We start from the raw sequence: 25,183 nt of genomic DNA on the forward strand, positions 1-25,183 counted from the left end.
TCCCGCAAAGCCTTGTGCGGGAACGTTCCCGCATCAATACTTCGGTCCACCCCCCGCCCGGTCTCCACTCCGGGAAACCACCACCTGCATCCGTCGAACCCGTATAGGGGTGATTTCGCATGCGCATGCCCAGAACCGCTCTGTGCCTCGCCGGCGTCGCCGCACTCGCCGCCACGAGCGCGTGCTCCGGCGCCCGGACCGATCAGTCCGCGGGACCGTCCGCCACCGACTCCGTCGAGGCGACCTCCCCGGCCGCGAGGGGCCCGCTCGACTCGTTCACCTGGTCGCTGTACGCGGAGCCGTACACGCTCGACTACGCGCTGGCCTACGACTACCCGCCCAACACCGTGCTCGCCAACGTCTGCGAGCAGCTCCTGCGCGTGACGCCCGACCTGAAGATCGAGCCGGGGCTCGCGACGAAGTACACGCAGCCCGACCCGAAGACGTACGTCTACTCCCTGCGCTCCGGCGTGAAGTTCCACGACGGCTCGGCCATGACCGCCGACGACGTGGTCGCCTCGCTGAAGCGGCAGATGGACCCGAGGACCGGCTCGCCCTGGGGTTCGGCGTTCAAGAACGTCAGGTCCATAGCGAAGACCGGCGACCTGGAGGTGACGGTGCGCCTCTCCAAGCCCGACGTCCTCTTCAACGAGCTGCTCGCCGCCTCCCCGGGCACCATCGAGTCCGCCGCGACCCTCGCGAAGGAGGGCAAGGACTACGGCACCCCCAAGGGCACGGTCAACTGCACGGGCCCGTACGCCTTCGACCGCTGGGAGCAGGGCGACAGCATCACGCTGAAGAGGTTCGCCGGGTACTGGGACAAGGGGCTGGCGCCCAAGTCGGCGGCGGTGAAGTTCACGTTCATCGAGGATCCGGCCGCGCGCTCCAACGCGTTCCGCTCCGGCACCGCCGACGGCGGCTACCTCGTGCCGTCCTCGTCCTTCACCCAGCTGCGCTCCAGCGGCAAGGGGAAGCTCCTGTTCGGCCCGAACACGGCGGCGGCCGACCTCGCCGTGCTCGACTTCAAGGGCCCGCTCGGCGATCTGAAGGTCCGCAAGGCCCTGTCGATGGCGCTGGACCGCAAGAACATCATCAAGGCCGCGGCCGGCGGCGTCGGCGAACCGGCCAAGGCCCCGGCCGCGCGCGGCGCCTGGGCGCTCGACGCGGAGCGCGGCCACAAGCTGCACGACGCCCTGCCCGAGCCCACGTTCGACGTCAAGGCCGCGAAGAAGCTCGTCACCGAGGCCGGCGCGAAGGGCGCGCGCCTCACGATCGTCACCAGCAGCCTGGCTCCCGAGATCAGTGTCGTCGCCAACGCGGTGCAGGACGCGGGCCGCAAGATCGGCCTCGACGTGCGGCTCAAGGCCGTCGCCCCGGACGCGTACAGCAACATCTTCGTCGACCCGAGCTCCCGCAAGGGCCTCGATCTGGTGATCACCAACGGCTACGACAACACCCCGGACCCGCTGGAGTTCTACCAGTACCTGCGCACCGGCGACTTCGGGAACTACGGGAAGTGGTCGAACCCCGAGTTCGACGCCGCCTTCGACCGGGCCAACGCCGAGCCGGACACCGCGAAGCGCACCGAACTCACCGGTGAGCTGCAGAAGATCGCCGTGCGCGAGCTGCCGATCATCCCGGTGTACGAGGCCCCGTACTCGGTGTTCCTCGGGGCACGCGTCACGGGCGCGCCCACCGGCATCGCCCAGCTGTACTACCCGTGGGCCGCGATGATCGGGGCCGCGAAGCGATGACGCGCTACCTGGCAGGACGGCTCGCCGGGCTCGTGGCGGTGCTGTTCGTGACCTCCCTCGTGGTGTTCGGCGCGATCCATCTCGCGCCGGGCGACCCGGTGACGTTCCTGCTGCACGGGCGCCCGGCGACCCCGGACGCCGTGGCGGCGCTGCGCGCCCAGTACCACCTGGACGACCCGCTGGCGCTGCAGTACGGAAAGTGGCTCGGCGGTGTGCTGCACGGGGACTTCGGCCGCTCCGCCCAGTTCCACCAGGACATCTCGGGGCTGATCGGCTCCCGTCTCCCGGGCACCGCCGTCCTCGTCGGGTACGCGGCGCTGCTCGTCGCCGTCCTCGGCACGGCGGCCGGGATCGCGGCGGCGCTGCGCCCCGGCCTGTTCGACCGGGCGGTGCTCGTCGGTACCGGCGTGGCGACGGCGACCCCGTCGTTCGTGACCGCGCTGGTGCTGGTGTCGCTGTTCTCGGTGCAGCTCGGCTGGTTCCCCGGGCCCGGCGGCACCCCGAGCGGTCTCACCGAGCGGCTGTACCACCTGACGCTGCCCGCGTTCGCCCTCGCGCTCACCTTCGCCGGGCTGCTGGCCCGCGTGACGCGCTCGGCGATGCTCGACGAACTGGGCCGCGAACACGTCGAGGTGGCCCGGGCCCGCGGTGTCGCCCACCGCGACGTGGTGCGCCGGCACGTGCTGCGCAACGCGCTGGGGCCCGTCGTCACGGTCGGCGGCACCATGCTGGCGGGCCTGCTGATCAGCACGTCCATCGTCGAGACCGCGTTCGACGTGCCCGGGCTCGGCTCGCTGCTCGTCCAGTCGGTGACCGCCAAGGACTTCGCGGTCGTGCAGGCGATCACCCTCCTCAGCGTGGCGGCCTTCGGCGTGGTGAACCTCGTCGTCGACCTCCTCGCTCCCCTCATCGACCCGCGCCTGTCGCTGCGCGGGGAAGGTTCCGCATGACGACGACAACTGCTGTGCCGCACCGCCGGATCGGCTTCGGGCGGCTCCGACTCCTCGGCCAGGGACCGATGTTCACCGCGTCGATCGCGGTGCTCGCGGCCCTCGTCCTGGTCGCGCTGCTCGCCCCGGTCCTCGCATCGCACGACCCCGAGGCCGTCGACCTGGCGAACAGCCTGGTCGGCAGCTCGGGCGACCATCCGCTCGGCACCGACCAGTCGGGCCGGGACATCCTGTCGCGGGTGATGTACGGTGCCCGCACCGGTCTGCTCGGACCGCTGCTCGTCGTCGCCGTGTCCACCCTGCTCGGCACCGTGCTCGGCGTGGCCGCCGCCTGGCGGGGCGGCTGGGTGGACGCCCTGCTGTCCCGCTCGATGGACCTCGTGTTCGCGATCCCCGGACTGCTGCTCGCGATCCTGCTCGTGGCCGTGGCCGGCTCCGGGATGACGGCGCCGGTGGCCGCCATGGCCGTCGCGTACACCCCGTACGTGGGCCGGCTCGTGCGGGGCATCGCCCGGCAGGAGAAGGCGCGGGCGTACATCGAGTCGTACCGGGTGCAGGGCTGGTCCGGGTGGTCCATCTCGCTGCGGCACCTGCTGCCGAACATCGCGCCGACGGTGTTCGCCCAGTCGGCGATGAACTTCGGCTACGCGCTGATGGACCTGGCGGCGCTCTCCTTCCTCGGCTTCGGTGTGCAGCCGCCGACCGCCGACTGGGGCGCCATGATCAACGAGGGGCAGTCGGCCGTCCAGCTCGGCGCGATGCTGCCGACGCTGGCGCCCTCGGTGTGCATCGTGCTCGCCGTGGTGGCCTTCGGCATCGTCGGCGAGGGGCTCGCCGACCGGATTGCGAGGCGGGAGCGATGAGCACGCTGGAGAAGAACCCCGAGGGGCGTCCGGCCGATCGCGCCGACGGCCCGGGTCCGGTCCTGGAGATCACGGATCTGACCGTCGCGCTCGGCGCCGGATCAGGCGCCGCCCGGCCGATCCTGGACGGTGTCAGCCTGCATGTGCTGCCCGGCGAGACGGTCGGCCTGGTCGGCGAGTCCGGCTCCGGCAAGTCGGTGGCCTGCCGCAGCGTGCTCGGGCTGCTGCCCGGCGGCGCCCGGGCCGATGGGCAGGTGCGGGTCCGGGGCCGGGACGTCCTCGGCATGGGCCCGGCGGAGCTGACCGCGCTGCGCACCCGGCAGGTCACCATGGTCTTCCAGGACCCGCGCGCCTCCGTGAACCCGCTGCGCCGGGTCGGCGACTTCCTCACCGAGGGACTGCGCGCGTCCGGCACCCCGGCCGCCGAGGCCACCGCCCGCGCGGAGGAACTCCTCGCGGCGGTCGGCATCCGCGACCCGCGCGGGGCGCTGCGCCGGCACCCGCACCAGTTCTCCGGCGGCATGCTGCAACGGGTCGTCATCGCGGCGGCCCTCGCGGCCGAGCCCGCGCTGCTGCTCGCCGACGAGCCGACCACCGCCCTGGACGTCACGACCCAGGCGGAGATCATCTCGATCCTGACCCGGCTGCGGGCCGAGCGCGGCACCGGACTGCTGTTCGTCACGCACGACCTCGAACTCGCCTCGGCGGTCTGCGATCGCGTGTACGTGATGTACGCGGGCCGCATCGTCGAGACGCGCGGCACGGACGAACTGTTCGACCGGCCCCGGCATCCGTACACGGCGGGCCTGCTCGGCTGCGCCCCGCGCCTGGAACCGGACGCGCCGCCGCCGCGGCCGATCCCGGGGCGTCCGGTGTCGCTCGCCGAGGCACCGCCGGGCTGCGCCTTCGCCGAGCGCTGCCGGCACGTACTGCCGCGCTGCACCGAGGAGACGCCCGTGCTCGCCCGGCACGGCGACGGACTGGCCGCCTGTCACCGGGCCGACGAAGGAATCGCACCATGACGACGACCACGAGCACGACCACCACCACCGACGCCGCCCGGCAGGGCCTCGTGGTCGAGGGGCTGCGCAAGACGTTCGGCGGGCACACGGCCGTCGACGGCGTCTCCTTCGAGCTGGCGCCCGGCGCCTCGCTCGCACTCGTCGGCGAGTCGGGGAGCGGGAAGACGACGACCGTCCGCATGCTCGTCGGCCTGGAGCGGCCGGACTCCGGCACCGTGCGGCTGGACGGCCGCGACCGTTCGGCCCGCGCCCGGGGCCGGGCCGAACGGCTGGCCCGCGCCCGCGAGATCCAGATGGTGTTCCAGGACCCGTATCTCTCGCTCGACCCGCGCATCACCGTGCGCGCGTGCGTCGAGGAGGGGCTGAGGCTGCACACGGACCTGGACGCCGCCGCGCGCCGGGCCCGGGTCGCCGAACTCCTCGACCAGGTCGGCCTCGGCGAACGGGAGGCGGCCGCGCTCCCCCGCCGGCTCTCCGGCGGGCAGCGCCAACGCGTGGCGATCGCCCGCGCGCTGGCCGTCGAGCCGCGGGTCCTCGTCCTCGACGAGGCGGTCGCCGCGCTGGACGTGTCGATCCAGGCGCAGATCCTCGCACTGCTCGCCGCGATCCGGCGGGACGCGGGCATCGGCTACCTGTTCGTCACGCACGATCTCGCCGTCGTCCGGCACATCGCCGACGAGGTCCTGGTGCTCAAGTCGGGCCAGGTCGTGGAACAGGGCCCGGCGGCCCGGGTCCTGGACGCGCCGGAGCACCCGTACACACGGCTGCTCCTGGACTCCGTACCGCGGCGGGGCTGGGTGCCGGGGGCGGCCCGGCCGGATCGGGGACCCGCCTGACGACCTGAGCGCGCCCCGCGTCTTCACGAGGTGACCGGACTGGCATCGTGGAATCCGATCATCCAGTTACAGGAGGCACCTCGTGACGGACACCCCCGACGCGCCCCGGTCCACCGGACGCCCGGCCCGCCAGAACGTGACGTTCGACAGCGACGGCACGCCCGCGCACGGCTACCTCGCGCTGCCGCCCTCGGGCAGCGGCCCGGGCGTCATCGTGATCCAGGAGTGGTGGGGCCTGACCGACCACATCGCCGACGTCACCGACCGGCTGGCCGCCGAGGGCTTCGTCGCGCTCGCGCCCGACCTGTACGGCGGGAACGTGGCGCACGACGCGCAGGAGGCGTTCCGCATGATGCGGGAGCTGCCGGAGCAGCGGGCCGTGGAGCTGCTCTCGGGCGCGGTGGGCCATCTCCTCGCGCGGCCCGAGGTCACGTCCGGCACGGTCGGCGTGGTGGGCTTCTGCATGGGCGGCGGGTTCGTGCTGCACCTGGCGGCACGGGACGCGCGGGTCTCGGCGGCGGTCCCGTTCTACGGGGTCATCCAGCACGAGGTCCCCGACTTCTCGGGGCTCAGGGCGCAGATCCTCGGCCACTACGGGGAGCACGACCAGACGATCCCGCTGCCGACGCTCGACGGCCTGCGCCGGACGATCGAGCAGCAGTCCGGCATCGTGCCCGACTTCCGCCTCTACCCGGCGGACCACGCCTTCTTCAACGACGGCCGCCCCGAGGTCTACGACGCGCAGTCGTCGCGCCAGGCGTGGACGGCCACACTCGACTTCCTGAAGTCGACGATCGGTTGACCGAGCCCCTCCGGCGATTGAGGAGCGGGGTCCGGGGCGGAGCCCCGAGACGGCGGGGCCGGGGGGCCTGAACCCCCCGACCCCGCTCAACGACAACTCACCAGATCCGCACCCGATCCGCGGGGTCGAGCCACAGCCCGTCCCCCGCGACCGTGCCGAACGCCTCGTGGAACTCGTCGAGGTTCCGCACGATGTTCGCCCGGAACTCCGGCGGCGAGTGCGGGTCGATCGTCAGGTACTGCTGCTCCTGCTCCTTGCGCCGCTTGGTGCGCCAGCAGAACGACCAGTTCATGAACAGCCGCTGGGAGCCGGTCAGTCCGTCCGCCTCGGGAACCGGCGCCCCGGCGAGGGCGATCAGGTAGGCGGTGTGCCCGATGGTGAGGCCGCCGAGGTCGCCGATGTTCTCGCCGACGGTCAGCGCACCGTTGACGAACTCGCCCGGCAGATTGCGCGGCGAGAACCCGTCGTACTGCTTGATGAGCGCCTTCGACTTGCCCTCGAACGCGGCCTTGTCGTCCGCGGTCCACCAGTCGTTGAGGTTGCCCCGGCCGTCGTACTGGGCGCCCTGGTCGTCGAAGCCGTGGCCGATCTCGTGGCCGATGACGGCGCCGATGCCGCCGTAGTTCTCGGCCGCGTCCGCCTCCGGCGAGAAGAACGGCTTCTGCAGGATGCCGGCCGGGAAGCAGATCTCGTTCGTGCCCGGGTTGTAGTACGCGTTGACGGTCTGCGGCAGCATGAACCACTCGTCGCGGTCGACCGGGGCACCGATCTTGGCCATCTGCCGGTCGTGCTCGAAGGCGTCGGCCGCGTGCGCGTTGGCCAGCAGGTCGCCGGGGACGACGGTCAGGCCCGAGTAGTCGCGGAAGCGGTCCGGGTAGCCGATCTTCGGGCGGAACGTGGCGAGCTTCTCGTACGCCCGCTCCTTCGTCTCGTCCGTCATCCAGTCGAGGGCGCCGATGGACTGCCGGTAGGCCTCGAGCAGGTTCGCGACGAGCTCGTCCATCAGGGCCTTGGACGCCGGCGGGAAGTGCCGGGCGACGTACTCCTTGCCGACGGCCTCGCCCATGGCGCCCTCGACGAACGCGACGGCGCGCTTCCAGCGGGCCCGCAGCTCCGGGGTGCCGTTGAGGGTGCGCCCGTAGAAGTCGAAGTTGACGCGGACGAACGGCGAGGACAGGTACGGGGCGCTGGAGCGCAGCACGCGCGCGAGCAGCCAGTCGCGCCACTGCTCGACGGGGACCTCGGTGAGGACGGTCGAGAGGTGGGCCAGGTACGAGGGCTGGCGCACGCAGGACTGGGCGAGCGTGTCGTCGCTGCCGCCGAGCCCGGTGACGTAGCCGCGCCAGTCGAACGCCGGGGCGAGCGCGGTGAGTTCGTCGAAGGTCGTGAGGTTGTACGTCTTCTGCACGTCCCGCGTCTCGGCGCGCTCCCAGTGCCCCTCGGCGAGCCGGGTCTCCAGGGCGAGGACGGTGCGCGCGGCGGCGGCCGGGTCGGCGTGCTCGGCGAGCGTGAGCAGTTCGGTGAGGTACGCCTCGTACTTCTCGCGGGTCTCGGCGAACTTCTCGTCGCGGTAGTACGACTCGTCGGGCAGGCCGAGGCCGCCCTGCAGGAGGTTGAAGAGGTAGCGGTCGGAGTCGCGGTCGTCGGTGTCGATGTACGCGCCGAACAGGCCGGAGCCGCCGGTGCGTTCGAAGCGGCCCAGGAAGGAGGCGAGCTGGGCGACGTCACCGATCCGCGCCACCTCGTCGAGGAGCGGCCGGACCGGGTCGAGGCCGAGGGCGTCGGCCCGCTCCTCGTCCATGAACGACGCGTACAGGTCGGCGATCTTGCGTGCCTCGGTGTCGTCGAGGCTGGTCGGGCCGCCCTCGGCGATCTCCTGGATGATCTCCTTGACCTGCTGCTCGGCGACGTCCACGAGCTGCACGAAGGGGCCCCAGCTGGAGCGGTCGTCGGGGATCGGCTCGGTCGCCAGCCAGTGGCCGTTGACATGACCGAAGAGGTCGTCCTGCGGGCGGATCGCCGGGTCCATGCCCGGACGTGCGTCATCCAGAGTGCTCATCGACGCAGCCTACCCAGGTCAGGGGCGGGGAAGCGCGTCCCCTGCCCCTGCGGACGCGCCACCGCCCCGGCGGCACGGGGCCGACCGGGGCGGTGGAGGTCCGGCAGGGATCAGGCGAGCGAGGCGAGGGCCTCGTTCAGGGTCTGCGACGGGCGCATGACCTGGGCGGCCTTGGCCGGCGAGGGCTGGTAGTACCCGCCGATGTCGGCCGGGGAGCCCTGGACGGCGATGAGCTCGTCGACGATCTTCTGCTCGTTGGCCTTGAGCGACTCGGCGAGCGGGGCGAAGGCCTTCGCCAGCTCGGCGTCCTCGGTCTGCGCGGCGAGCTCCTGGGCCCAGTACAGGGCCAGGTAGAAGTGCGAGCCGCGGTTGTCGATGCCGCCGAGGCGACGGGTCGGCGACTTGTCCTCGTTGAGGAAGGTGCCGGTGGCGCGGTCGAGGGTCTCGCCGAGGACCTTGGCGCGGGCGTTGCCCGTGGTGGTGGCGAGGTGCTCGAGGGAGACGGCCAGCGCGAGGAACTCACCGAGGGAGTCCCAGCGCAGGTAGTTCTCCTTGACCAGCTGCTGGACGTGCTTCGGGGCGGAGCCGCCGGCGCCCGTCTCGAAGAGGCCGCCGCCGTTCATCAGCGGGACGACCGACAGCATCTTGGCGCTGGTGCCCAGCTCCAGGATGGGGAAGAGGTCGGTCAGGTAGTCGCGCAGCACGTTGCCGGTGACCGAGATGGTGTTCAGGCCCTGGCGGATGCGCTCGACGGAGAGCTTGGTGGCGTCCTCCGGGGAGAGGACGCGGATGTCCAGGCCCTCGGTGTCGAACTCCGGCAGGTACTGCTCGACCTTCTTGATCAGCTGGGCGTCGTGGGCGCGGGTCTCGTCGAGCCAGAAGACGGCCGGGTCGCCGGTGGCGCGGGCGCGCGTGACGGCGAGCTTGATCCAGTCCTTGATCGGGGCGTCCTTGGCCTGGCAGGCGCGGAAGATGTCGCCCTCGGCGACCTCCTGCTCCAGGACCACGTTGCCCGCGGTGTCGACCAGGCGGACGGTGCCGGCGGTCTGGATCTCGAAGGTCTTGTCGTGGGAGCCGTACTCCTCGGCCTTCTGCGCCATCAGGCCGACGTTGGCGACGGAACCCATGGTCGACGGGTCGTAGGCGCCGTGGGCCCGGCAGTCGTCGATGACGACCTGGTAGACACCGGCGTAGCTGCTGTCCGGGAGGACGGCGAGGGTGTCGGCCTCCTGGCCGTCGGGGCCCCACATGTGACCCGAGGTGCGGATCATGGCGGGCATCGAGGCGTCGACGATGACGTCGGACGGCACGTGCAGGTTGGTGATGCCGCGGTCGGAGTCGACCATGGCGAGCTCCGGGCCCTCGGCGATCTCGGCCTCGAAGGAGGCCTTGATCTCCTCGCCCAGGTGCGGCACGGAGTCCAGGCCCTTGAGGATGGTGCCGAGGCCGTCGTTCGGGGACAGGCCGGCGGCGACGAGGACCTCGCCGTACTTCGCGAACGTCTTCGGGAAGAAGGCGCGCACGACGTGGCCGAAGATGATCGGGTCGGAGACCTTCATCATCGTGGCCTTGAGGTGCACGGAGAACAGGACGCCCTCGGCCTTGGCCTTGGCGATCTGGGCGGCGAGGAACTCGCGCAGGGCGGCGACGCGCAGCACGGAGGCGTCGACGACCTCACCGGCGAGGACTGGTACGGACTCGCGCAGGACCGTGACGGTGCCGTCGTCGGCGACCAGCTCGATCTTGAGGGAGCCGGCCTCGGCGATGACGGTGGACTTCTCCGTCGAGCGGAAGTCGTTCTCGCCCATGGTCGCGACGTTGGTCTTGGACTCGGGGGTCCAGGCGCCCATGCGGTGCGGGTGGGCCTTGGCGTAGTTCTTCACCGAGGCCGGGGCGCGGCGGTCGGAGTTGCCCTCGCGCAGGACCGGGTTCACGGCGGAACCCTTGATCTTGTCGTAGCGGGCGCGGGCCTCGCGCTCCTCGTCCGTCTTCGGCTCGTCGGGGTACGCGGGCAGCGCGTAGCCCTGCTCCTGCAGCTCCGCGATGGCGGCCTTCAGCTGCGGGATGGACGCCGAGACGTTCGGCAGCTTGATGATGTTGGCCTGCGGCGTCTTGGCCAGGTCGCCCAGCTCGGCGAGCGCGTCGGCGATGCGCTGGTCCTCGTTCAGGTACTCCGGGAACGAGGAGATGATGCGCCCGGCGAGGGAGATGTCACGGGTCTCGACCCGCACACCGGCGGTGGACGCGTACGCCTCGATCACGGGCAGGAAGGAATACGTCGCGAGGGCCGGGGCCTCGTCAGTGTGCGTGTAAATGATGGTCGAGTCAGTCACCGGGGGCTCCGCTCCACGTCTTCCACGTCGTCTGCATGTTTCTCAGATTGCTCGACATCAAGATATCTCGTACCGGGTCCTTATCCGAAAGGGCCCTGCCTGCAGGATCACAGAACCCGCCGACGGCGGCCCGTCGTCCGCCCCACGGCTGGCACCACAGCCGAGCCCGAAAGTATGGTGTCCCACCACATGTGCCGCTGACCTGCGTGTTCCTACCTTGTGCCAGCACGCAGTCGTCCCCGCCTTCGCCTGGAAGTGGTGCACATGGCCTCCGCAGCAACCGCTCCGCCCTCCCCCGGACACCTCAAGCGCATCGTCGCGGCGAGCCTGATCGGCACCACCATCGAGTGGTACGACTTCTTCCTCTACGGCTCCGCCGCCGCACTCGTGTTCAACAAGCTCTTCTTCCCCGAGTCCGACCCGCTCGTCGGCACCCTGCTCTCCTTCCTCACCTACGCGGTCGGCTTCGCCGCGCGGCCACTGGGCGCGCTGGTCTTCGGCCACTACGGCGACCGGCTGGGGCGCAAGAAACTGCTGGTGATCAGCCTCCTGATGATGGGCGGCGCGACCTTCGCGATCGGTCTGCTGCCCACGCACGCCACCGTCGGGACGGCCGCCCCGGTCCTGCTCACCGTGCTCCGCCTCGTCCAGGGCTTCGCGCTCGGCGGCGAGTGGGGCGGCGCCGTCCTGCTGGTCTCCGAGCACGGCGACGCGAACCGGCGCGGCTTCTGGGCCTCGTGGCCGCAGACCGGCGCGCCCGCCGGCCAGTTGCTCGCGACCGGTGTGCTGTCGGCGCTCACCGCGCTGATCTCGGACGCCGCGTTCACCTCCTGGGGCTGGCGCGTCCCGTTCCTGCTCTCCGGTGTCCTGGTGATGGTCGGCCTGTGGATCCGGCTCTCCGTCGACGAGTCGCCCGTGTTCAAGGAGGCGCTGGCCCGCGCCGAGGAGCGCAAGGCCACCGAGCGCGACACGGTGGAGAAGATGCCGCTCGTCGCCGTGCTCCGCCACCACTGGCGCGATGTGCTCGTCGCGATCGGCGCCCGCATGGCCGAGAACATCAGCTACTACGTCATCACCGCCTTCGTCCTCGTCTACGCGACGCTGGAGGCGGGGGTCTCCAAGCAGACCGCGCTGAACGCCGTCCTCATCGCCTCCGCCGTGCACTTCGCCGTCATCCCCCTGTGGGGCGCCCTCTCCGACCGCGTCGGCCGCCGGCCCGTGTACCTGCTCGGGGCCGCCGGTGTCGGCCTGTGGATCTTCCCGTTCTTCGCGCTCATCGACGCCGGCGGCTTCGGCAAGCTGCTGCTCGCCATCACCGTCGGGCTGGTCCTGCACGGCGCCATGTACGCCCCGCAGGCGGCCTTCTTCTCGGAGATGTTCGCGACGCGGATGCGGTACTCGGGGGCGTCGATCGGTGCCCAGTTCGCCTCCGTGGCGGCGGGCGCGCCCGCCCCGCTCATCGCGACGGCCCTGCTGTCCGAGTACGGCGACGCCACGATGATCTGCCTCTACGTGATCGCCGCCGCGCTGCTGACCCTGATCGCGGTCGGCGTCGCCAAGGAGACCCGCCACCGCGACCTCGCCGCCATCGGCTCCGAGGAGGGCGCGGACCCCGTGCCCGCGGACCGGCCGGCCGACGCGCACCAGGTCTGACGCCCCCGCGTCCGACCTGCGACCGGCCCGCGTCCGGCCTCTCGACCCCCGTACGCCGCCCGGCGTACGGGGGTCACCGTATGCGCAGCGAGGAACCGGACAGGCGGTGCAGTCTCAGGGCGAGCTGGATCTCCAGGGCCCGGGCCGGCGCCTGCCAGTCGGGGCCGAGGAGGCGGCCTATCCGCTCCAGGCGCTGCGCCACCGTGTTCACATGGACGTGCAGGGCGTCCTTGGTGCGGGCCGGGCTCATGCCCGAGTCGAAGTACGCGTCCAGGGTCCGCACCAGGTCGGTGCCTCTGCGCGCGTCGTAGTCGACGACCTCGCCGACCGTGCGGGCGACGAACCCGGCGATGTCCCGGCTGTCCGACAGCAGCAGCCCGAGGAAGCCGAAGTCCTCGGCCGCCGCGCCCTCCCCCGCCCGGCCCAGCAGCCGCAGCGCGTCCAGGCAGCGCCGCGCCTCGGTGTGGGCGGCGGCCGCGCGCTCGGACCGCCCCGCCAGGCCCGTGACCGGGGCGGAGGCCCCGACGGTGACTTTCTCGTGGATCGCCTCGGACAGGCGCCCGGCGACCTGGGCCGCGATCGCGGAGGCCGTGCCCGCGCCGAGCGGCAGGAGCAGCACGGCCTGGCCGTCCCGCGCGGCGGCGAGACCGTGCCGGGTGGCCGCGACGTGGTCGGCGGCGGACCAGAGGCGCCGGCGGGTCTCGGCCTCCTCCTCCGCGTCGGCGGCCGCGGCCTCGATGCGGGCCACGAGCACCACGTGGGTGGCGTCCAGGTCGGCGTGCAGCCGGGCGGCCCGCTCCCTCAGCAGCCGCGGATCGCGGTCGCGCGCGTCCAGGAGGTCGTCGAGAAGCTCCCCGCGGACACGCTGCTCGGCCTCGGAGGCGGAGCGCCGGGCGAGCAGCAGCAGCGAGGTGACCAGGGCGGCGCGCTCCAGGGTGCGCTGGTCGACGGGGTCGAGGCCGTGATGGCCGCGCAGCACGAGGGCGCCGAGCAGCTCCCCGCCCGCCGCGACGGCGGCGACCCAGTCGGTGCCGCGGCGCACGGCGTGGCCCTCGGCCCGGGACGCCTCCAGCGCGTCGCCGGGCGCGTCCTCGACGTCGGCGAACTCGACGGTGCCGTCGAGGACCTCGGACACGGCGGCGGCCACGTCGTGCACCCCGCCGCCGCGCAGCACCAGCTCACCGAGCCGGTCGTGGACCTCCGAGGCGCGCTCGACGACGGCGCTGCCGTCCCGGATGATCGCGTTGGCCCGCTCCAGCTCGGCGAGGGCCTGGCGGGTCTCCGTGAGCAGGTTCGCGGTGTCGATGGCCGCGGCGGCGAGCGCCGCGAAGGAGCCGAGCAGCGCGATCTGCTCCCGCTCGAAGACGCGGGCCCGCCGGTCGGCGGCGAAGAGTACGCCGATGACCTGGGGCCCGAGCATCAGCGGCACGCCCAGGATGGCCACGAGTCCTTCGTCGCCGACGCCCGCGTCGATCGTGCGGGTGTGCTGGAAGCGCACGTCCTGGGAGTAGTCGTCGGTGACGTACGGGCGGGCGGTCTGGGCGACGAGGCCGCCGAGCCCCTCGCCCATGCCGAGCCGCAGCTGCTGGAAGCGGGCCGCCACCGAGCCCTCGGTGACCCGCATGTACGTGTCGCCGCGGGCCGGGTCGTTGAGCGTCAGGTAGGCGACGTCCGTGCCGAGCAGGGAGCGGGCGCGCTGCACGATCGCCTGCAGGACCGAGTCGAGGTCGCGCAGTCCCGCCAGGTCGTGCGCGGTCTCGAACAGGGCGGACAGCTCGGCCTCGCGGCGCCGTCTGCCCTCCATCTCCGCCCGCACGGTCAGCGCGAGGAGCTTGGCCCGCTCCAGGGCGGCGGTCCGCTCGGGGCCGGCGCCCTCGGCGCGTGCGAGCAGCGCCGGCTGCTCGTAGGCGTCGGCGGAGGCGCCCCTGGCGAGGAGCTCCAGGAACGGGGCCTCCGCGTCGGTGGTGGTCACCGGGGTGGAGGCCGGGGCTGGGTGCGGTCGGTGGTGCGACATGCTCAACAGGATTACCCGCCGTACGGCCGGCGCCGCCAGCCCTGTGGACAACTCCGGACGGCACAGAATCCCGTTCACCCGCCCGGGTGAACGGGCGGTGAGCGGGCCTGTGGACGAAAGACCCTCGGTGCGTCAGTGGGCGGTCCAGCCCCCGTCGAGGACGAGGGAGGTGCCGGTCATGAACGAGGCGGCGGGCGAGCACAGATACGCCGCGGCCTCGGCGACCTCCGCGGGTTCGATGAGCCGCTTCAGCGCGCTGTCCCGCAGCATGATCTCGCTCAGCACCCGCTCCTCGGGGATGCCGTGCGCGGCGGCCTGGTCGGCGATCTGCCGCTCGACGAGCGGGGTGCGCACGTAGCCGGGGTTCACACAGTTCGACGTGACGCCGTGCGGGGCGCCTTCCAGCGCGGCAGTCTTCGACAAGCCCTCCAGGCCGTGCTTCGCGGCGACGTACGCGGACTTGAAGGCGGAGGCCCGCAGTCCGTGCACGGAGGACACGTTCACGATCCGGCCCCAGCCCTGCTCGTACATGTGCGGGAGCGCACCGCGGATCAATCGGAACGGGGCCTCGAGCATCACGGTCAGGACGGTGTGGAACACGTCCGGGGGGAACTGCTCGATGGGGCGCACCAGCTGGAGTCCGGCGTTGTTGACGAGGATGTCGCAGCCGGCCGCCGCGGCTTCCGCGGCGTCGAGGTCGGTGAGGTCGAGGACGACCGGTTCGACGCCGTCGGTCTCCTCCGCCAGGGCCGCCAGGCCCTCCGGGTCCCGGTCGACGGCTCTGACCTTGGCGCCCGCCGCGGCGAGCCGCTGCGCGCAGGCCCGTCCGATGCCGCCGGCGGCGCCGGTGACGAGTGCGGTGCGGCCGCCGAGGTCGAGGGGTGCGGCGTGGGCTGCGGCGAAGGGGGTGCGCGGGGTCATGCTCCGCACACTAGGCAGCCGCTCCCCGCCGCCCGATGTGGTGAGCACCCATACTTCAGTGCCCGGACATGGTCTCGAACCATGTCGGCCCGTCCGACTGGGCCTGCTTGATGCGGAACAGGGCGAACTCCTGCAGCGGGGGCAGCGCGTCGAGGGCGAACCAGCCGACGTCGAGGGACTCGTCGTCGTTGACCCGCGCCTCGCCGCCGGTGGCCCGGCAGCGGAAGGTGGTGTCCATGAACTGGCAGGTGTCGCCGTTCGGATACGTGACCGGGGGCAGGGCCTGGACGAGCACGACCCGCTCGACGACGCACTCGACGCCCGTCTCCTCGTACACCTCGCGCACGGCGACGTCCGCGGGCTGCTCGCCCGGCTCGGGGATGCCGCCGATGATCGACCACTTGCCCGTGTCCGCGCGCCGGCCGAGCAGGACGCGGCCCTCGTCGTCGAAGACGATCGCGCTGACTCCCGGCAGGAGGAGCAGCTGGTGGCCCGCGGTGGCCCGGATGGTGCGGATGAACTCAGGAGTAGCCATGCCCGCGAGCCTAACCGGGCAGCGGCCACGCCCTGACGTGCCGCCGCGTCAGGCTCGCGTGCCGCGGGTGCGGCGGGAGCGGGTCACGGCCCAGGCCAGGCCGCCGACGCCGATCGCGACGAGCAGCGCCTCGGGCCAGACGCCCGCGCGCGTGGCGAGCGTCTCGCTGGTGCGCCGGGGCACGTCGGCGATCAGGGTGTCGGGCTCGAACATGCCGGTGCGCTGCGCGATCGACCCGTCGGGCCGGATGACGGCGCTGACCCCGCTGGTGACCGGCACCATCACGGCCCGGCCGTGCTCGACGGCGCGCACCCGGTCCATCGCGAGCTGCTGGTAGGTCATCTGGCTGAGTTCGAACGTGGCGTTGTTGCTCGGCACGGAGAGGATCTCGGCGCCCGCGTCGACCTGGTCGCGCACGACGTCGTCGAAGGCGGCCTCGTAGCAGGTGATGTTGCCGATCTTCGTGCCGTTCATGTCGAAGGCGACGGCCTTCTCACCGGGTACGAAGTTCCCGGCGCGGTCCACGTCCTTGCTGAAGATCCGGAAGAAGCTCCGGTACGGCATGTACTCGCCGAACGGCTGCAGGTGCCGCTTGTCGTACGTGGCGCCGGGGCCCTTCTCCGGGTCCCACAGGATGAGCCGGTTGCGGATCGAACCGTCCTTCGCCGTGACGACCGCGCCGACGGAGATCGGCGCGCCGACCGCCTCGGCGGCCTTGCTGATCTCGTCGTAGGCGTCCATGTTCACGTACGGGTCGATGTCCGAGGAGTTCTCGGGCCAGAGCACGAGGTCGGGGCGCTTCGTCTCGCCCTTCTTGACGCGCTCGGCGAGCTTCATGGTCTCGCGCACGTGGTAGTCGAGCACGGCCCGCCGCTGGGCGTTGAAGTCGAGGCCCATGCGGGGCACGTTGCCCTGGATGAGCGCCACGCGCGCGGTGCCGGCCTCGGCGCCGGTGGGCACGAAGGGCAGCATGACGGCTCCGGCGACGACCGGGGCGACGGTGAAGGCGGCGGCCGCGACGACCCCGCCGTCGCGCAGGACCCGGGCGCGGTCACCGCCGCGCAGGGCCTTGAGGCGCAGGGCCAGGGCGCCGAGCCCGAAGCCGCTGAGGACGACCGCGAAGCCGAGCAGCGGGGTGCCGCCGAGCGAGGCGAGCGGCAGGAACACGCCACTCGGCTGCCCGAACGCGACCTTGCCCCAGGGGAAACCGCCGAAGGGGAAACGCGCGCGCAGCGCCTCGTCCGCGATCCACACGCCGCTCGCCCACAGAGGCCAGAGCGGGAGCTTGGAGACGTATGCGATCCCGAGCCCCGCCAGGGAGAGGACCAGCGCCTCGGCCAGGGCGAGCGCGAGCCACGGCAGTGGACCGACGTCGACGCCGGTCCACGACAGCAAGGGCACCAGATAGGCGAGACCGAACACCAGGCCGAGGCCGAAACCCGCCCTCATGCGCCGCCCGTACACAGCCACCCCGAACAGCGCGAACGCGAGCGGCGCCAGCCACGGCAGTTCGCGCGGCGGGAAGCTCAGGTACAGCAGCAGTCCGGCGGCGGCCGCGAGGCCGACGGGCGCGAACCGTCGCAGGTGGGAGCGGCGGACGGGCGTCTGCGCGGGCTCGTCCGACGGGGCGACGGGAGGTGCGGTGGCGGTCACGCGGGGAGTCTACGGCGCGGGGCCCGCCGCGGGACATGCCGGGCGAGGCGGTGGCCCGGGCCCGGGCAGGGAGCGCGTGTGACCATGCCGCAACGTTCCTGCGCAAGGCAGCAACGTTCCTGCGCAAGGCGGGCCCAATCCGTCGCGCCAGCCGTTACCGTGTGCCCGGGTTCCCGCGAACGACCGGATCCGGCCATCGCGCGGGGTGCCCGTCACTAGTCGGGGGGCTACGGGTGGGAACGACGGGGTGGCCTGCGCGCACGGGCCAGGAACCGGCCCGGCGGCGCCGAGGTCTGCCGGACGCCGTGGGCATCGCGGTGCTCGGCGCCTGCGCCGTGTGGGCACTGATCAGCGCGACCGCGCGGGCGGGACGTCCCGAGGGCGTGCTCCTCGCGGTCCTCGCCGTCGCCGCGGGCTACGCCTGCGGGCGGATCGGCGGCGCGCTCGTCCCCGTAGGAGCGTCGTGCCTGGTCGGCTGCGGCGGACTCGGCATCGCCCTCCTCGCCCCCGGCTCGGTGCCCGCGCCCGACACCCTGGCCCCCCTGGGCCGCTCCGGGGCCACCGCCGCCCTGCTCGCCCTGTCGGCGGGCGCGCTGTGCTGTGCGGCCTGGTCGGCCCGGCGCCGGGAGCTGCGTGTCGTGCTGCACGTCGCGGCGGCCGCGGTCGTCGTCCTGGCCGCGGTCACCGGTTCGGGCGCGGGGGTCGCCGCCTGCACCGCCGTCGTCCTGTGCTCGCTCGCGGCGGCCCGGATGCGGCGGCGGGCACTGGGCCTCGCCGGCCTGGGGCTCGCCACCACGCTCGTGGTCGCGGTGAGCCTGGCCCTCGCCGAGGGCGCCCTGCCGTCCGGCCTCACGGACACCCTGGAGGGCCGGATCACCCGGCACCGCCTCCAGCTCTGGCACGAGGCGCTGCGGCTGGCGAAGTCCGATCCCGCGCTCGGCGTCGGCCCCGGCCGCTTCGGCGAACTCGGCACGAGCCTCGTCACGACCGCGCCACCGGACGGCAAGCCGCACTCGGCCGTGCTCCAGGTCGCCGCCGAGCAGGGCGCCATCGGCCTGTTCCTGCTGACCGCCGCCTACTGCTGGGTGCTCTACGTCCTGTGGCGCTCCGCCCGCTCGACCCCGGTCGTCCTCAGCGCGGGCGCGGCCCTGACCGCGGTCGCCGTGCTGGCCACGGTCGGCAACGCGCTGAGCTTCACCAGCGTGACGGCGGGCGTGGGGCTGCTCGCCGGGATCGCGACCGCGGAACCTCTCGCGGAGGAGCCCCCGCACGACGAGGCGGCCGCCCCGGAACGGGTCCGGGACGGCCGCGAGTAGAGCGGGTACGAGTGGCTCAGAGCGCCGCGGTGGGCTTCAGACGGTCGCGGATGTGCCGGACCGCGCTCTCCGCGTCGTCGACCGTGACCGTGAACTTGCGGCCGTCGCCGAGGCTCAGGACGAGGCCCTCGCCGCGCCGCACCACGACGGCGGTGCCGATGCCGGGGCGCCAGCGGTACCCCCAGCCGCCCCACTGACGCGGCGTGACCCGGGGCGCGAAGTCGGCGTCGACGACATGGTCGAGCGGGATGCGGCGGCGCGGCAGTCCGACATGGCCGCAGCGCACCTCCAGGTGGTCCTTGTCGACCTTCACCGCGACCTGCAGGAACGCGAGCGTGCCGAAGAGGATGAGCAGGCCGACCGCGATGAGGCCGACCACCGACATGGCGAGCGCCGCGATGCCCGTCGCCCAGGAGCTGGCCACGGCCAGCTGGATGCCCAGAGCCAGACAGGCGAGGCCGCCCAGCGCCAGCAACCACTGCACCCGGTTGTGCGCGTGGCCGGTCCAGATGTCGCTGCCCGGCGCGGCCGTGCGGCGCCCGGGCTGCTCTCCTGCGGCGTGTTGCCTCATGTCATCGAGCGTACTCAGGTTCCGCTGCGAAGGCACCGCCTTGCGGAGGGTGACTCCCCCGGGCGGCGTCGGGCGTCACCCGGCGTGGCTGACCGCCTGCAGTCCACGTCCCTCGGCGTACGTGAGCGCGGCCGGCGGCAGGGTCTCGTGCCGCCCGCTGAGGATCACCGTGAGCCCGCCGTGGGCCTCCGTGGCCGGCTCGGGGCGCGCGCCGATCCGGCGCAGGGCCTGCGCGGCGACGGCGCCCGCGCTGCCGTGCAGCACGAGCGGCTCGGCGCCGGGTCGCTGCACGGCGGCCCGGATGCGCTCGGCGACGAGCTCGTAGTGGGTGCAGCCGAGCACGACGGCCCGCACGTCACGGGGCGTGAGCGCGGCGGCGGCCGCGACGGCCCGGTCGATGCCGTCCTCGTCGGCCCACTGCACGGCGTCGGCGAGACCCGGGCAGGGCACCTCGGTGACCTCGACCCCCGCGGCGAAGTCGCGGATCAGCCCGCGCTGGTACGGGCTGCCGGTCGTGGCGGGGGTGGCCCAGATGGCGATGGGGCCGCCGCCCGCGGCCGCGGGCTTGATCGCGGGCACGGTGCCGATGACGGGGATCTCCGGCTCGAGCAGCGCGCGGACGGCGGGGAGCGCGTGCACCGTCGCCGTGTTGCACGCGATGATCAGGGCGTCCGGGCCGTGCGCCGCGGCGGCCTCGCAGGCGGCCAGGGCGCGCCGCGTGACGTCCTCGGAGGTGCCGCGGCCCCAGGGCATGTTGTCCGGGTCCGAGGAGAGCACGAGGTCGGCGTCCGGCCGCAGGGTCCGTACCGCGGCGGCGGCCGCGAGCAGTCCGATTCCCGAGTCCATCAGCGCGATCTTCACCCGGAAACCATAGACGATGCCGCCGACACGGCACCGCCCGTGGGGCAGACTGCGACGGATGGACGTCGTTGCGTGGATCACCGCGGCCTCGCTCGCCGCGTGGGTGTGGCTGCTGCTCTGCCAGGGGTTCTTCTGGCGCACCGACCTGCGGCTCCCGCCGCGCGCGGAACCCGCCGCGTGGCCGGACGTGTGCGTCGTGGTCCCGGCCCGCGACGAGGCGGCCGTGCTGCCGGACAGCCTCCCCTCGCTCCTGGCCCAGGACTATCCCGGGCGCGCGGAGATCTTCCTGATCGACGACGGCAGCACCGACGGCACCGGGGACGTGGCCCGCGCCCTGGCCGAGCGCCACGGCGGACTGCCGCTGACCATCGGCTCCCCCGGTGAACCGCCCGCCGGCTGGACCGGGAAGCTGTGGGCCGTGCGGCACGGCATCGCCCTGGCACGCGCGCGTGAACCGGAGTACCTGCTGCTCACGGACGCCGACATCGCGCACGGGCCGCGGAGCCTGCGCGAGCTGGTGGCGGCGGCGCACGCCGGAGGCTACGACCTGGTGTCCCAGATGGCACGGCTGCGGGTGGCGAGCGTATGGGAGCGCCTGGTGGTGCCCGCGTTCGTCTACTTCTTCGCGCAGCTCTATCCGTTCCGCCGGATCGCCGTACGGGGTTCGCGCACGGCCGCGGCCGCGGGCGGCTGCGTACTGCTGCGCACCGAGGCGGCGGAGCGGGCCCGGATCCCCGACGCGATCCGTCAGGCGGTCATCGACGACGTGTCGCTCGCCCGCGCGGTGAAGGGTTCCGGCGGGCACATCTGGCTCGGCCTGGCCGACCACGTGGACAGCGTGCGCCCGTACCCCCGCCTCGCGGACCTGTGGCAGATGGTGTCGCGCAGCGCGTACGCGCAACTGCGGCACAACCCGCTCGTCCTGCTGGGCACGGTGCTGGGCCTGACGCTCGTCTATCTGGTCCCGCCGCTCGCCCTGATCACCGGCGCGGCGACGGGCAGTGCGGCGACGGCCGTCCTCGGCGGGCTCGCCTGGGCCGTGATGGCGGGCACCTACACGCCGATGCTGCGCTACTACGGGCAGCCGCTGTGGCTCGCCCCGCTCCTTCCGTTCACCGCGTTCCTGTACCTCCTGATGACGGTGGACTCCGCCGTGCAGCACTACAGGGGGCGCGGCGCCGCATGGAAGGGGCGTACGTACGCCCGTCCCGACGCTGCGCCCGAACAGCGGTGAGCCGCGCTCCCGGGGGGCGTCACTTGCGGCCGGGCGTCCAGTTCATGCCCCATCCGTAGACCTGGTCGACGGTGCGCTGCGGGCTGACGCCGCGCTCCGGCACCAGGTAGCGGGCCTCGCGCTGCACGGTCAGGTCGTGTCCCGTGCTGGTGATCAGGGCGAGGGCGCAGACCGTCGACGGGACGGTGCACTCGTCCAGGGAGAAGTCGATCGGCGCACCGCCCTGCGGAGTCAGGGTGACGGTCGCGTGGAGGTCGGCGAAACTGCGCGCGCCTTCGTAGATGGTCACGAAGATGAGGATGCGGCGGAACGCCTGCTTGTGGTCCAGGTTGATGGTGAGGTTCTCGCCGGAGGCGACGCCTCCGGTGCGGTCGTCGCCGTCGAGGTGGATGTACGGCGGCTGGTGCAGCGCCCCGAACGCGTTGCCCAGGGCCTGGACGACGCCCTTGCGGCCGTCGGCGAGCTCGAAGAGGGCGCACAGGTCGAGGTCCAGGTCGCGGTGCATCGCGGTGGCGCGGCCGCGCTTGCTCCCCCAGCCGCTGAACTGCTTGCGCATCTCCCAGTTGAGGTTCACGCGCATCGCGCCGGAGGTGCCGCCCTGTTTGGCGAGGGAGACAGAGGGCGCGGCCTTGGTGAGAGTGACCTTCGTGAGGCGGACCGGCTCGGGAGCCGGGGGCGGGGGCGACATCGGGGGCGCGGGGGCGACGGGCGGTGGCACCGTCGCCGGGCGGGCCGGTGCCTGGGGCACGGGTGGCGGGGGCGGCGCGGCGTGCTGCGGCTCGTCGACGGTGATCCCGTAGTCCGTGGCGAGTCCTTCGAGACCGGTGCTGTAGCCCTGGCCGACGGCGCGGAACTTCCAGGCGCCCTGGCGCCGGTACAGCTCTCCGAGGACGAAGGCGGTCTCCACGGAGGCGTCGGTGCTGTCGAAGCGGGCGAGTTCGGCGCCGCCGGCCGCGTCGAGCACGCGGACGTAGAGGCCGGGGACCTGGCCGAAGGAGCCGCCGTCGGCCGACGCAGCGAGGACGATCCGCTCGATCCCGGGCTCCACGCGCGCGAGGTCGACCGACAGCGTGTCCGTCACGGCACCGCCCGCGGCGTTCTTCCCCTCGTGCCGGACCGCGCCGGAGGCGTGCACGGGCTGGTTGTAGAACACGAAGTCGGCGTCCGAGCGGACCTTTCCGGCCACCAGGAGGAGAGCGGACGCGTCGGCGTCGGGGACGCCTGGCCCGGACCGCCATCCCAATTCGACACGCACCGCCGGAGCCGGCACCGCGACATTCGATCCTTTGACCATTGTCATGTCTCCCCCAATGCTCGCCTTCGGCTTCCCGGTCAACCTATTCCCAGGCCCCCACGGCACCCCAGAGGCACATCCGAAGATCGCCGGCCAACCGCCGGTAACCCGCCCGTACTCGGCCTTTACACGATCCGAACGCTGTCAGACGACCGATTTTCCCAAGTTCGCTCGGATTGGGGACGCGTGGTCACACCCGGCGCTCAAAAGAACCCTCTTATCGGTCTACCCCAACCACCACATCGTGGGCTTAACTTATGTGCCATGACCTCCCCCCGCTCCACCTATGGCGGCGGTTACTACTCCGCCCCGTCCTTCCCGGACACTCCGATCTACGATTCTCTCGTCGCAGAGCGGGGCACACCCCAGATCGCACCGATCCGGGTCTCGCCCGCGTACGACACCGGCAGTCATCTGCCCGCGCTGCCGGCGGCGCTGCCCGCGCTCCCGGCCGCACCCTCCGCGCACCAACCGCAGTACGGCTACGCGGCCCAGCAGCCCGCCCCGATGCAGGCCGCGCCGACCGCGTACATCCCGCAGCAGGCGAGCGCCCCGCGCGGCTACCCGGGCCCGCAGGTCCAGCAGCAGCGCCCGATGCAGAGCACCGGCTACGAGGCGATGCGTCCGGCCGCACCGCGCCCCGCGCCCGCCCCGGCCCCGTACGAGGACCCGTACAACCGGCAGCAGTACCGCGGCTACTGACGGTCCGGGCCCGGACCGGGCCCGAACTCGGGGGCTGTCGGTGCCTGCTGGCAGGATGGCCCCCATGTCGAATCCCGCACTCAGTTCGATCCACGTCCACCCGCTCAAGGCGGTTCGGGGGCACGCGCCACAGGCGGCGGACGTGGAGCCCTGGGGGCTCGCGGGCGATCGGCGCTGGGTCCTTGTCGACCCCGCGGGCAAGATCGTCACCCAACGCCCGCACCCGCGTCTCGCGTTGGCCGCCGCCGAGCTGCTGCCCGGCGGCGTCCGGCTGTCCGCGCCCGGCATGGACCCACTGACGGTGGACGTGCCCGCACCCGTGGCCACGACCACCATCGACGTCTGGGGCGACAAGGTCGAGGCGGTGCTCGCGGACGACGCCGCGCACGCCTGGTGGAGCGCCTACCTGGACGCCGACGTGCGCCAGTTGCACCTGGACGACCCGGCGACGCGGCGCCCCATCGATCCGGCGTACGCCCGCCCGGGCGAGACGGTCAGCTTCGCCGACGGTTATCCGCTGCTGCTGACCACGGTGTCCTCCCTGGACGCGCTCAACTCCCTGATCGCCCAGGGAGACCACGCGGACGAGGGCCCCCTGCCGATGGACCGTTTCCGGCCGAACGTCGTCGTGTCCGGCACCGCCCCCTGGGCCGAGGACGACTGGTCACGCATCGCCATCGGGGACGTCACCTTCCGTGTCACCAAGAAGTCGGGCCGCTGCGTGGTCACGACCACGGACCAGGCGACCGCGCAGCGCGGCAAGGAGCCGCTGCGCACGCTGGCCCGCCACCGCCGATTCGGCGACCAGCTGTGCTTCGGGACCAATCTCGTCCCCGAGACCACGGGCACGGTCCGCGTCGGGGATCCGCTGATCATCCTCTGACCGGCCGCGGCTCTCCTTCGGATCCTCCTCGAACAGATCCGCTCACTACCCTCGAATAAGCGTCATCCCCAGGGGAACCCGGAGCCTCGACCCGCCGTTAGGAGAGATTGGCGGGACAATGGCCCGGCGGAGCCATCGGCCTTCTGCGGCGGGTGGGGTGATGTCGCTCTCTCTTCGCCCGTCCGGCGCGTGAACGCCGGCGCCGCGGGCTATGACGGGAGCGGAAGGGGGTGCGGACCGTGCGAGCGATCGTCGGACTCTGGCGTTGGCGCCACAATCCGCTGCGCCGCGGCACCGATCTGGCCGAGGCCTGGATCGCGTTGGCCGCCCTGCTCCTCATCGTCGTGGCGGGACCCGTCGTCGGAGTCGTCGCGGGATCCCTGTCGCGGGACGCCCTGTACCGATCGGTGGACGAGCAGCACAGCCGCCGGCAGGAGGTCGTCGCCACGGTCGTGAAGAAGGTGGCTCAGCCTCCTCTGGACACGGACCCCGAGACCGCGACCGCGCGGGACGCGCACAGCCGCGTCATCGCGACCTGGACGGCGCCGGACGGCTCGGCGCACCGTGACCGGGTCGTGGCCGCCCTCAAGTCCCCGCAGAGCGGTGACACCTTCCCGCTGTGGACCGACGAGCAGGGCCATGTCGTCGGCCGGCCGCTGGACAGGGCGACGGCGACGACGCACGCGGTCCTGGCCGGATTCGGTGCCGCGGTCGCCGTCGGGGGTCTGGTCGAGGGCACACGCAGAGTGGTCGTCTGGCGCATGATCCGCCGCCGGTACGCGCGTTGGGACCACGCCTGGGACATCGCGGGACCCGACTGGGGCCGGACCGGCACGGGCAGCTGACGGGCTCTCGACTCTGGTCAACCAGGGTGCCGCACGCACGCTACGGTGGACCCACCTTTGGCAGAAACAGCGCCGGGCAGGG

At 72.8% G+C, this 25,183-nt stretch carries 21 protein-coding genes; 12 read left to right on the plus strand and 9 right to left on the minus strand.

The window, feature by feature from the left end; translation table 11 throughout:
- Positions 1 to 119: 119 nt before the first annotated feature.
- From ACIBTU_RS35665 to ACIBTU_RS35690, 6 genes are all read left to right on the plus strand, one after another.
- On the plus strand, positions 120 to 1,754 hold the full coding sequence (locus tag ACIBTU_RS35665; RefSeq protein WP_399130850.1) for an ABC transporter substrate-binding protein: 1,635 nt from the start codon (positions 120 to 122) through the stop codon (positions 1,752 to 1,754).
- Positions 1,751 to 2,704 (plus strand): ABC transporter permease, encoded by a 954-nt coding sequence (locus ACIBTU_RS35670; RefSeq protein WP_399130851.1) that lies wholly within the window; start codon positions 1,751 to 1,753, stop codon positions 2,702 to 2,704. The genes ACIBTU_RS35665 and ACIBTU_RS35670 overlap by 4 nt, the downstream gene beginning before the upstream one ends.
- Positions 2,701 to 3,567 carry an ABC transporter permease gene (locus tag ACIBTU_RS35675; RefSeq protein ID WP_399130852.1) on the plus strand — a complete coding sequence of 289 codons (867 nt, stop codon included), beginning with the start codon at positions 2,701 to 2,703 and terminating at the stop codon, positions 3,565 to 3,567. The genes ACIBTU_RS35670 and ACIBTU_RS35675 overlap by 4 nt, the downstream gene beginning before the upstream one ends.
- Positions 3,564 to 4,589: an ABC transporter ATP-binding protein gene (locus ACIBTU_RS35680; protein WP_399130853.1), complete on the plus strand. Its 1,026-nt coding sequence runs from the start codon at positions 3,564 to 3,566 to the stop codon at positions 4,587 to 4,589. Before ACIBTU_RS35675 ends, ACIBTU_RS35680 begins: the two co-directional genes overlap by 4 nt.
- The gene (locus ACIBTU_RS35685; protein WP_399130854.1) at positions 4,586 to 5,425 is read left to right on the plus strand and encodes an ABC transporter ATP-binding protein; all 840 of its coding nucleotides are present in this window, start codon (positions 4,586 to 4,588) and stop codon (positions 5,423 to 5,425) included. Before ACIBTU_RS35680 ends, ACIBTU_RS35685 begins: the two co-directional genes overlap by 4 nt.
- A gap of 82 nt (positions 5,426 to 5,507) precedes the next feature.
- Positions 5,508 to 6,227: a dienelactone hydrolase family protein gene (locus ACIBTU_RS35690; RefSeq protein ID WP_399130855.1), complete on the plus strand. Its 720-nt coding sequence runs from the start codon at positions 5,508 to 5,510 to the stop codon at positions 6,225 to 6,227.
- Between the two features lie 97 nt (positions 6,228 to 6,324).
- Here ACIBTU_RS35690 and ACIBTU_RS35695 read toward each other — a convergent pair whose 3' ends face one another.
- Both ACIBTU_RS35695 and ACIBTU_RS35700 read right to left on the minus strand, forming a co-directional pair.
- Complete coding sequence (locus ACIBTU_RS35695; RefSeq protein ID WP_399130856.1) at positions 6,325 to 8,286, minus strand: M13 family metallopeptidase; 1,962 nt, start codon at positions 8,284 to 8,286, stop codon at positions 6,325 to 6,327.
- Positions 8,287 to 8,396: 110 nt separating this feature from the next.
- Positions 8,397 to 10,619 carry an NADP-dependent isocitrate dehydrogenase gene (locus tag ACIBTU_RS35700; RefSeq protein WP_399130857.1) on the minus strand — a complete coding sequence of 741 codons (2,223 nt, stop codon included), beginning with the start codon at positions 10,617 to 10,619 and terminating at the stop codon, positions 8,397 to 8,399.
- 264 nt (positions 10,620 to 10,883) lie between these two features.
- On the opposite strand from ACIBTU_RS35700, the gene ACIBTU_RS35705 reads away from it, so the two are divergent.
- A complete protein-coding gene (locus ACIBTU_RS35705; protein WP_399130858.1) occupies positions 10,884 to 12,272 on the plus strand; it encodes an MFS transporter in 1,389 nt (462 codons plus the stop codon).
- Positions 12,273 to 12,345: 73 nt separating this feature from the next.
- Here ACIBTU_RS35705 and ACIBTU_RS35710 read toward each other — a convergent pair whose 3' ends face one another.
- The 4 genes from ACIBTU_RS35710 to lnt all read right to left on the minus strand — a co-directional run bounded on the left by ACIBTU_RS35710 (position 12,346) and on the right by lnt (position 17,395).
- Positions 12,346 to 14,286, minus strand: a complete 1,941-nt coding sequence (locus ACIBTU_RS35710; protein ID WP_399130860.1) for a helix-turn-helix domain-containing protein — start codon at positions 14,284 to 14,286, stop codon at positions 12,346 to 12,348.
- 132 nt (positions 14,287 to 14,418) lie between these two features.
- Positions 14,419 to 15,207 carry a 3-hydroxybutyrate dehydrogenase gene (locus ACIBTU_RS35715; RefSeq protein ID WP_399130861.1) on the minus strand — a complete coding sequence of 263 codons (789 nt, stop codon included), beginning with the start codon at positions 15,205 to 15,207 and terminating at the stop codon, positions 14,419 to 14,421.
- Positions 15,208 to 15,262: 55 nt separating this feature from the next.
- The gene (locus tag ACIBTU_RS35720; protein ID WP_399130862.1) at positions 15,263 to 15,742 is read right to left on the minus strand and encodes an NUDIX hydrolase; all 480 of its coding nucleotides are present in this window, start codon (positions 15,740 to 15,742) and stop codon (positions 15,263 to 15,265) included.
- Between the two features lie 48 nt (positions 15,743 to 15,790).
- Positions 15,791 to 17,395: an apolipoprotein N-acyltransferase gene (gene lnt, locus ACIBTU_RS35725; RefSeq protein ID WP_399130863.1), complete on the minus strand. Its 1,605-nt coding sequence runs from the start codon at positions 17,393 to 17,395 to the stop codon at positions 15,791 to 15,793.
- A 233-nt stretch (positions 17,396 to 17,628) separates the two neighbouring features.
- On the opposite strand from lnt, the gene ACIBTU_RS35730 reads away from it, so the two are divergent.
- Complete coding sequence (locus ACIBTU_RS35730; RefSeq protein WP_399130864.1) at positions 17,629 to 18,711, plus strand: O-antigen ligase family protein; 1,083 nt, start codon at positions 17,629 to 17,631, stop codon at positions 18,709 to 18,711.
- A gap of 16 nt (positions 18,712 to 18,727) precedes the next feature.
- Here the strand turns inward: ACIBTU_RS35730 and ACIBTU_RS35735 are convergent, their stop codons facing one another.
- Both ACIBTU_RS35735 and ACIBTU_RS35740 read right to left on the minus strand, forming a co-directional pair.
- A complete protein-coding gene (locus ACIBTU_RS35735) occupies positions 18,728 to 19,282 on the minus strand; it encodes a hypothetical protein (RefSeq protein ID WP_399130865.1) in 555 nt (184 codons plus the stop codon).
- Positions 19,283 to 19,357: 75 nt separating this feature from the next.
- Positions 19,358 to 20,143 carry a glutamate racemase gene (locus ACIBTU_RS35740; RefSeq protein ID WP_399130866.1) on the minus strand — a complete coding sequence of 262 codons (786 nt, stop codon included), beginning with the start codon at positions 20,141 to 20,143 and terminating at the stop codon, positions 19,358 to 19,360.
- Between the two features lie 58 nt (positions 20,144 to 20,201).
- Here ACIBTU_RS35740 and ACIBTU_RS35745 point away from each other — a divergent pair, with 58 nt between their 5' ends.
- The gene (locus ACIBTU_RS35745; protein ID WP_399130867.1) at positions 20,202 to 21,377 is read left to right on the plus strand and encodes a glycosyltransferase; all 1,176 of its coding nucleotides are present in this window, start codon (positions 20,202 to 20,204) and stop codon (positions 21,375 to 21,377) included.
- A gap of 19 nt (positions 21,378 to 21,396) precedes the next feature.
- Here the strand turns inward: ACIBTU_RS35745 and ACIBTU_RS35750 are convergent, their stop codons facing one another.
- Positions 21,397 to 22,671 (minus strand): TerD family protein, encoded by a 1,275-nt coding sequence (locus ACIBTU_RS35750; protein ID WP_399130868.1) that lies wholly within the window; start codon positions 22,669 to 22,671, stop codon positions 21,397 to 21,399.
- Positions 22,672 to 22,935: 264 nt separating this feature from the next.
- Here ACIBTU_RS35750 and ACIBTU_RS35755 point away from each other — a divergent pair, with 264 nt between their 5' ends.
- The 3 genes from ACIBTU_RS35755 (at position 22,936) to ACIBTU_RS35765 (ending at position 25,101) form a co-directional block, all read left to right on the plus strand.
- Entirely contained in the window at positions 22,936 to 23,373 is a 438-nt protein-coding gene (locus tag ACIBTU_RS35755; RefSeq protein WP_399130869.1) for a DUF6643 family protein, read from the plus strand.
- Positions 23,374 to 23,437: 64 nt separating this feature from the next.
- Complete coding sequence (locus tag ACIBTU_RS35760) at positions 23,438 to 24,256, plus strand: MOSC domain-containing protein (protein WP_399130870.1); 819 nt, start codon at positions 23,438 to 23,440, stop codon at positions 24,254 to 24,256.
- Positions 24,257 to 24,495: 239 nt separating this feature from the next.
- Positions 24,496 to 25,101 carry a hypothetical protein gene (locus tag ACIBTU_RS35765; RefSeq protein WP_399130871.1) on the plus strand — a complete coding sequence of 202 codons (606 nt, stop codon included), beginning with the start codon at positions 24,496 to 24,498 and terminating at the stop codon, positions 25,099 to 25,101.
- Positions 25,102 to 25,183 lie beyond the last annotated feature (82 nt).

The sequence above is a fragment of the Streptomyces sp. NPDC050145 genome (assembly GCF_044460245.1).
In the GTDB taxonomy this organism is placed as follows: Bacteria; Actinomycetota; Actinomycetes; order Streptomycetales; family Streptomycetaceae; genus Streptomyces.

Bases quoted from the DNA above. Each gene is read 5' to 3' on its own strand.
- ACIBTU_RS35675 (WP_399130852.1), top strand. From the start codon at position 2,701: ATGACGACGACAACTGCTGTGCCGCACCGCCGGATCGGCTTCGGGCGG.
- ACIBTU_RS35680 (WP_399130853.1), top strand. From the start codon at position 3,564: ATGAGCACGCTGGAGAAGAACCCCGAGGGGCGTCCGGCCGATCGCGCC.
- ACIBTU_RS35715 (WP_399130861.1), bottom strand. From the start codon at position 15,207: ATGACCCCGCGCACCCCCTTCGCCGCAGCCCACGCCGCACCCCTCGAC.
- ACIBTU_RS35670 (WP_399130851.1), top strand. From the start codon at position 1,751: ATGACGCGCTACCTGGCAGGACGGCTCGCCGGGCTCGTGGCGGTGCTG.
- ACIBTU_RS35755 (WP_399130869.1), top strand. From the start codon at position 22,936: ATGACCTCCCCCCGCTCCACCTATGGCGGCGGTTACTACTCCGCCCCG.
- ACIBTU_RS35750 (WP_399130868.1), bottom strand. From the start codon at position 22,671: ATGGTCAAAGGATCGAATGTCGCGGTGCCGGCTCCGGCGGTGCGTGTC.
- ACIBTU_RS35710 (WP_399130860.1), bottom strand. From the start codon at position 14,286: ATGTCGCACCACCGACCGCACCCAGCCCCGGCCTCCACCCCGGTGACC.
- ACIBTU_RS35760 (WP_399130870.1), top strand. From the start codon at position 23,438: ATGTCGAATCCCGCACTCAGTTCGATCCACGTCCACCCGCTCAAGGCG.
- ACIBTU_RS35665 (WP_399130850.1), top strand. From the start codon at position 120: ATGCGCATGCCCAGAACCGCTCTGTGCCTCGCCGGCGTCGCCGCACTC.
- ACIBTU_RS35735 (WP_399130865.1), bottom strand. From the start codon at position 19,282: ATGAGGCAACACGCCGCAGGAGAGCAGCCCGGGCGCCGCACGGCCGCG.
- ACIBTU_RS35745 (WP_399130867.1), top strand. From the start codon at position 20,202: ATGGACGTCGTTGCGTGGATCACCGCGGCCTCGCTCGCCGCGTGGGTG.
- ACIBTU_RS35685 (WP_399130854.1), top strand. From the start codon at position 4,586: ATGACGACGACCACGAGCACGACCACCACCACCGACGCCGCCCGGCAG.
- ACIBTU_RS35695 (WP_399130856.1), bottom strand. From the start codon at position 8,286: ATGAGCACTCTGGATGACGCACGTCCGGGCATGGACCCGGCGATCCGC.
- ACIBTU_RS35720 (WP_399130862.1), bottom strand. From the start codon at position 15,742: ATGGCTACTCCTGAGTTCATCCGCACCATCCGGGCCACCGCGGGCCAC.
- ACIBTU_RS35705 (WP_399130858.1), top strand. From the start codon at position 10,884: ATGGCCTCCGCAGCAACCGCTCCGCCCTCCCCCGGACACCTCAAGCGC.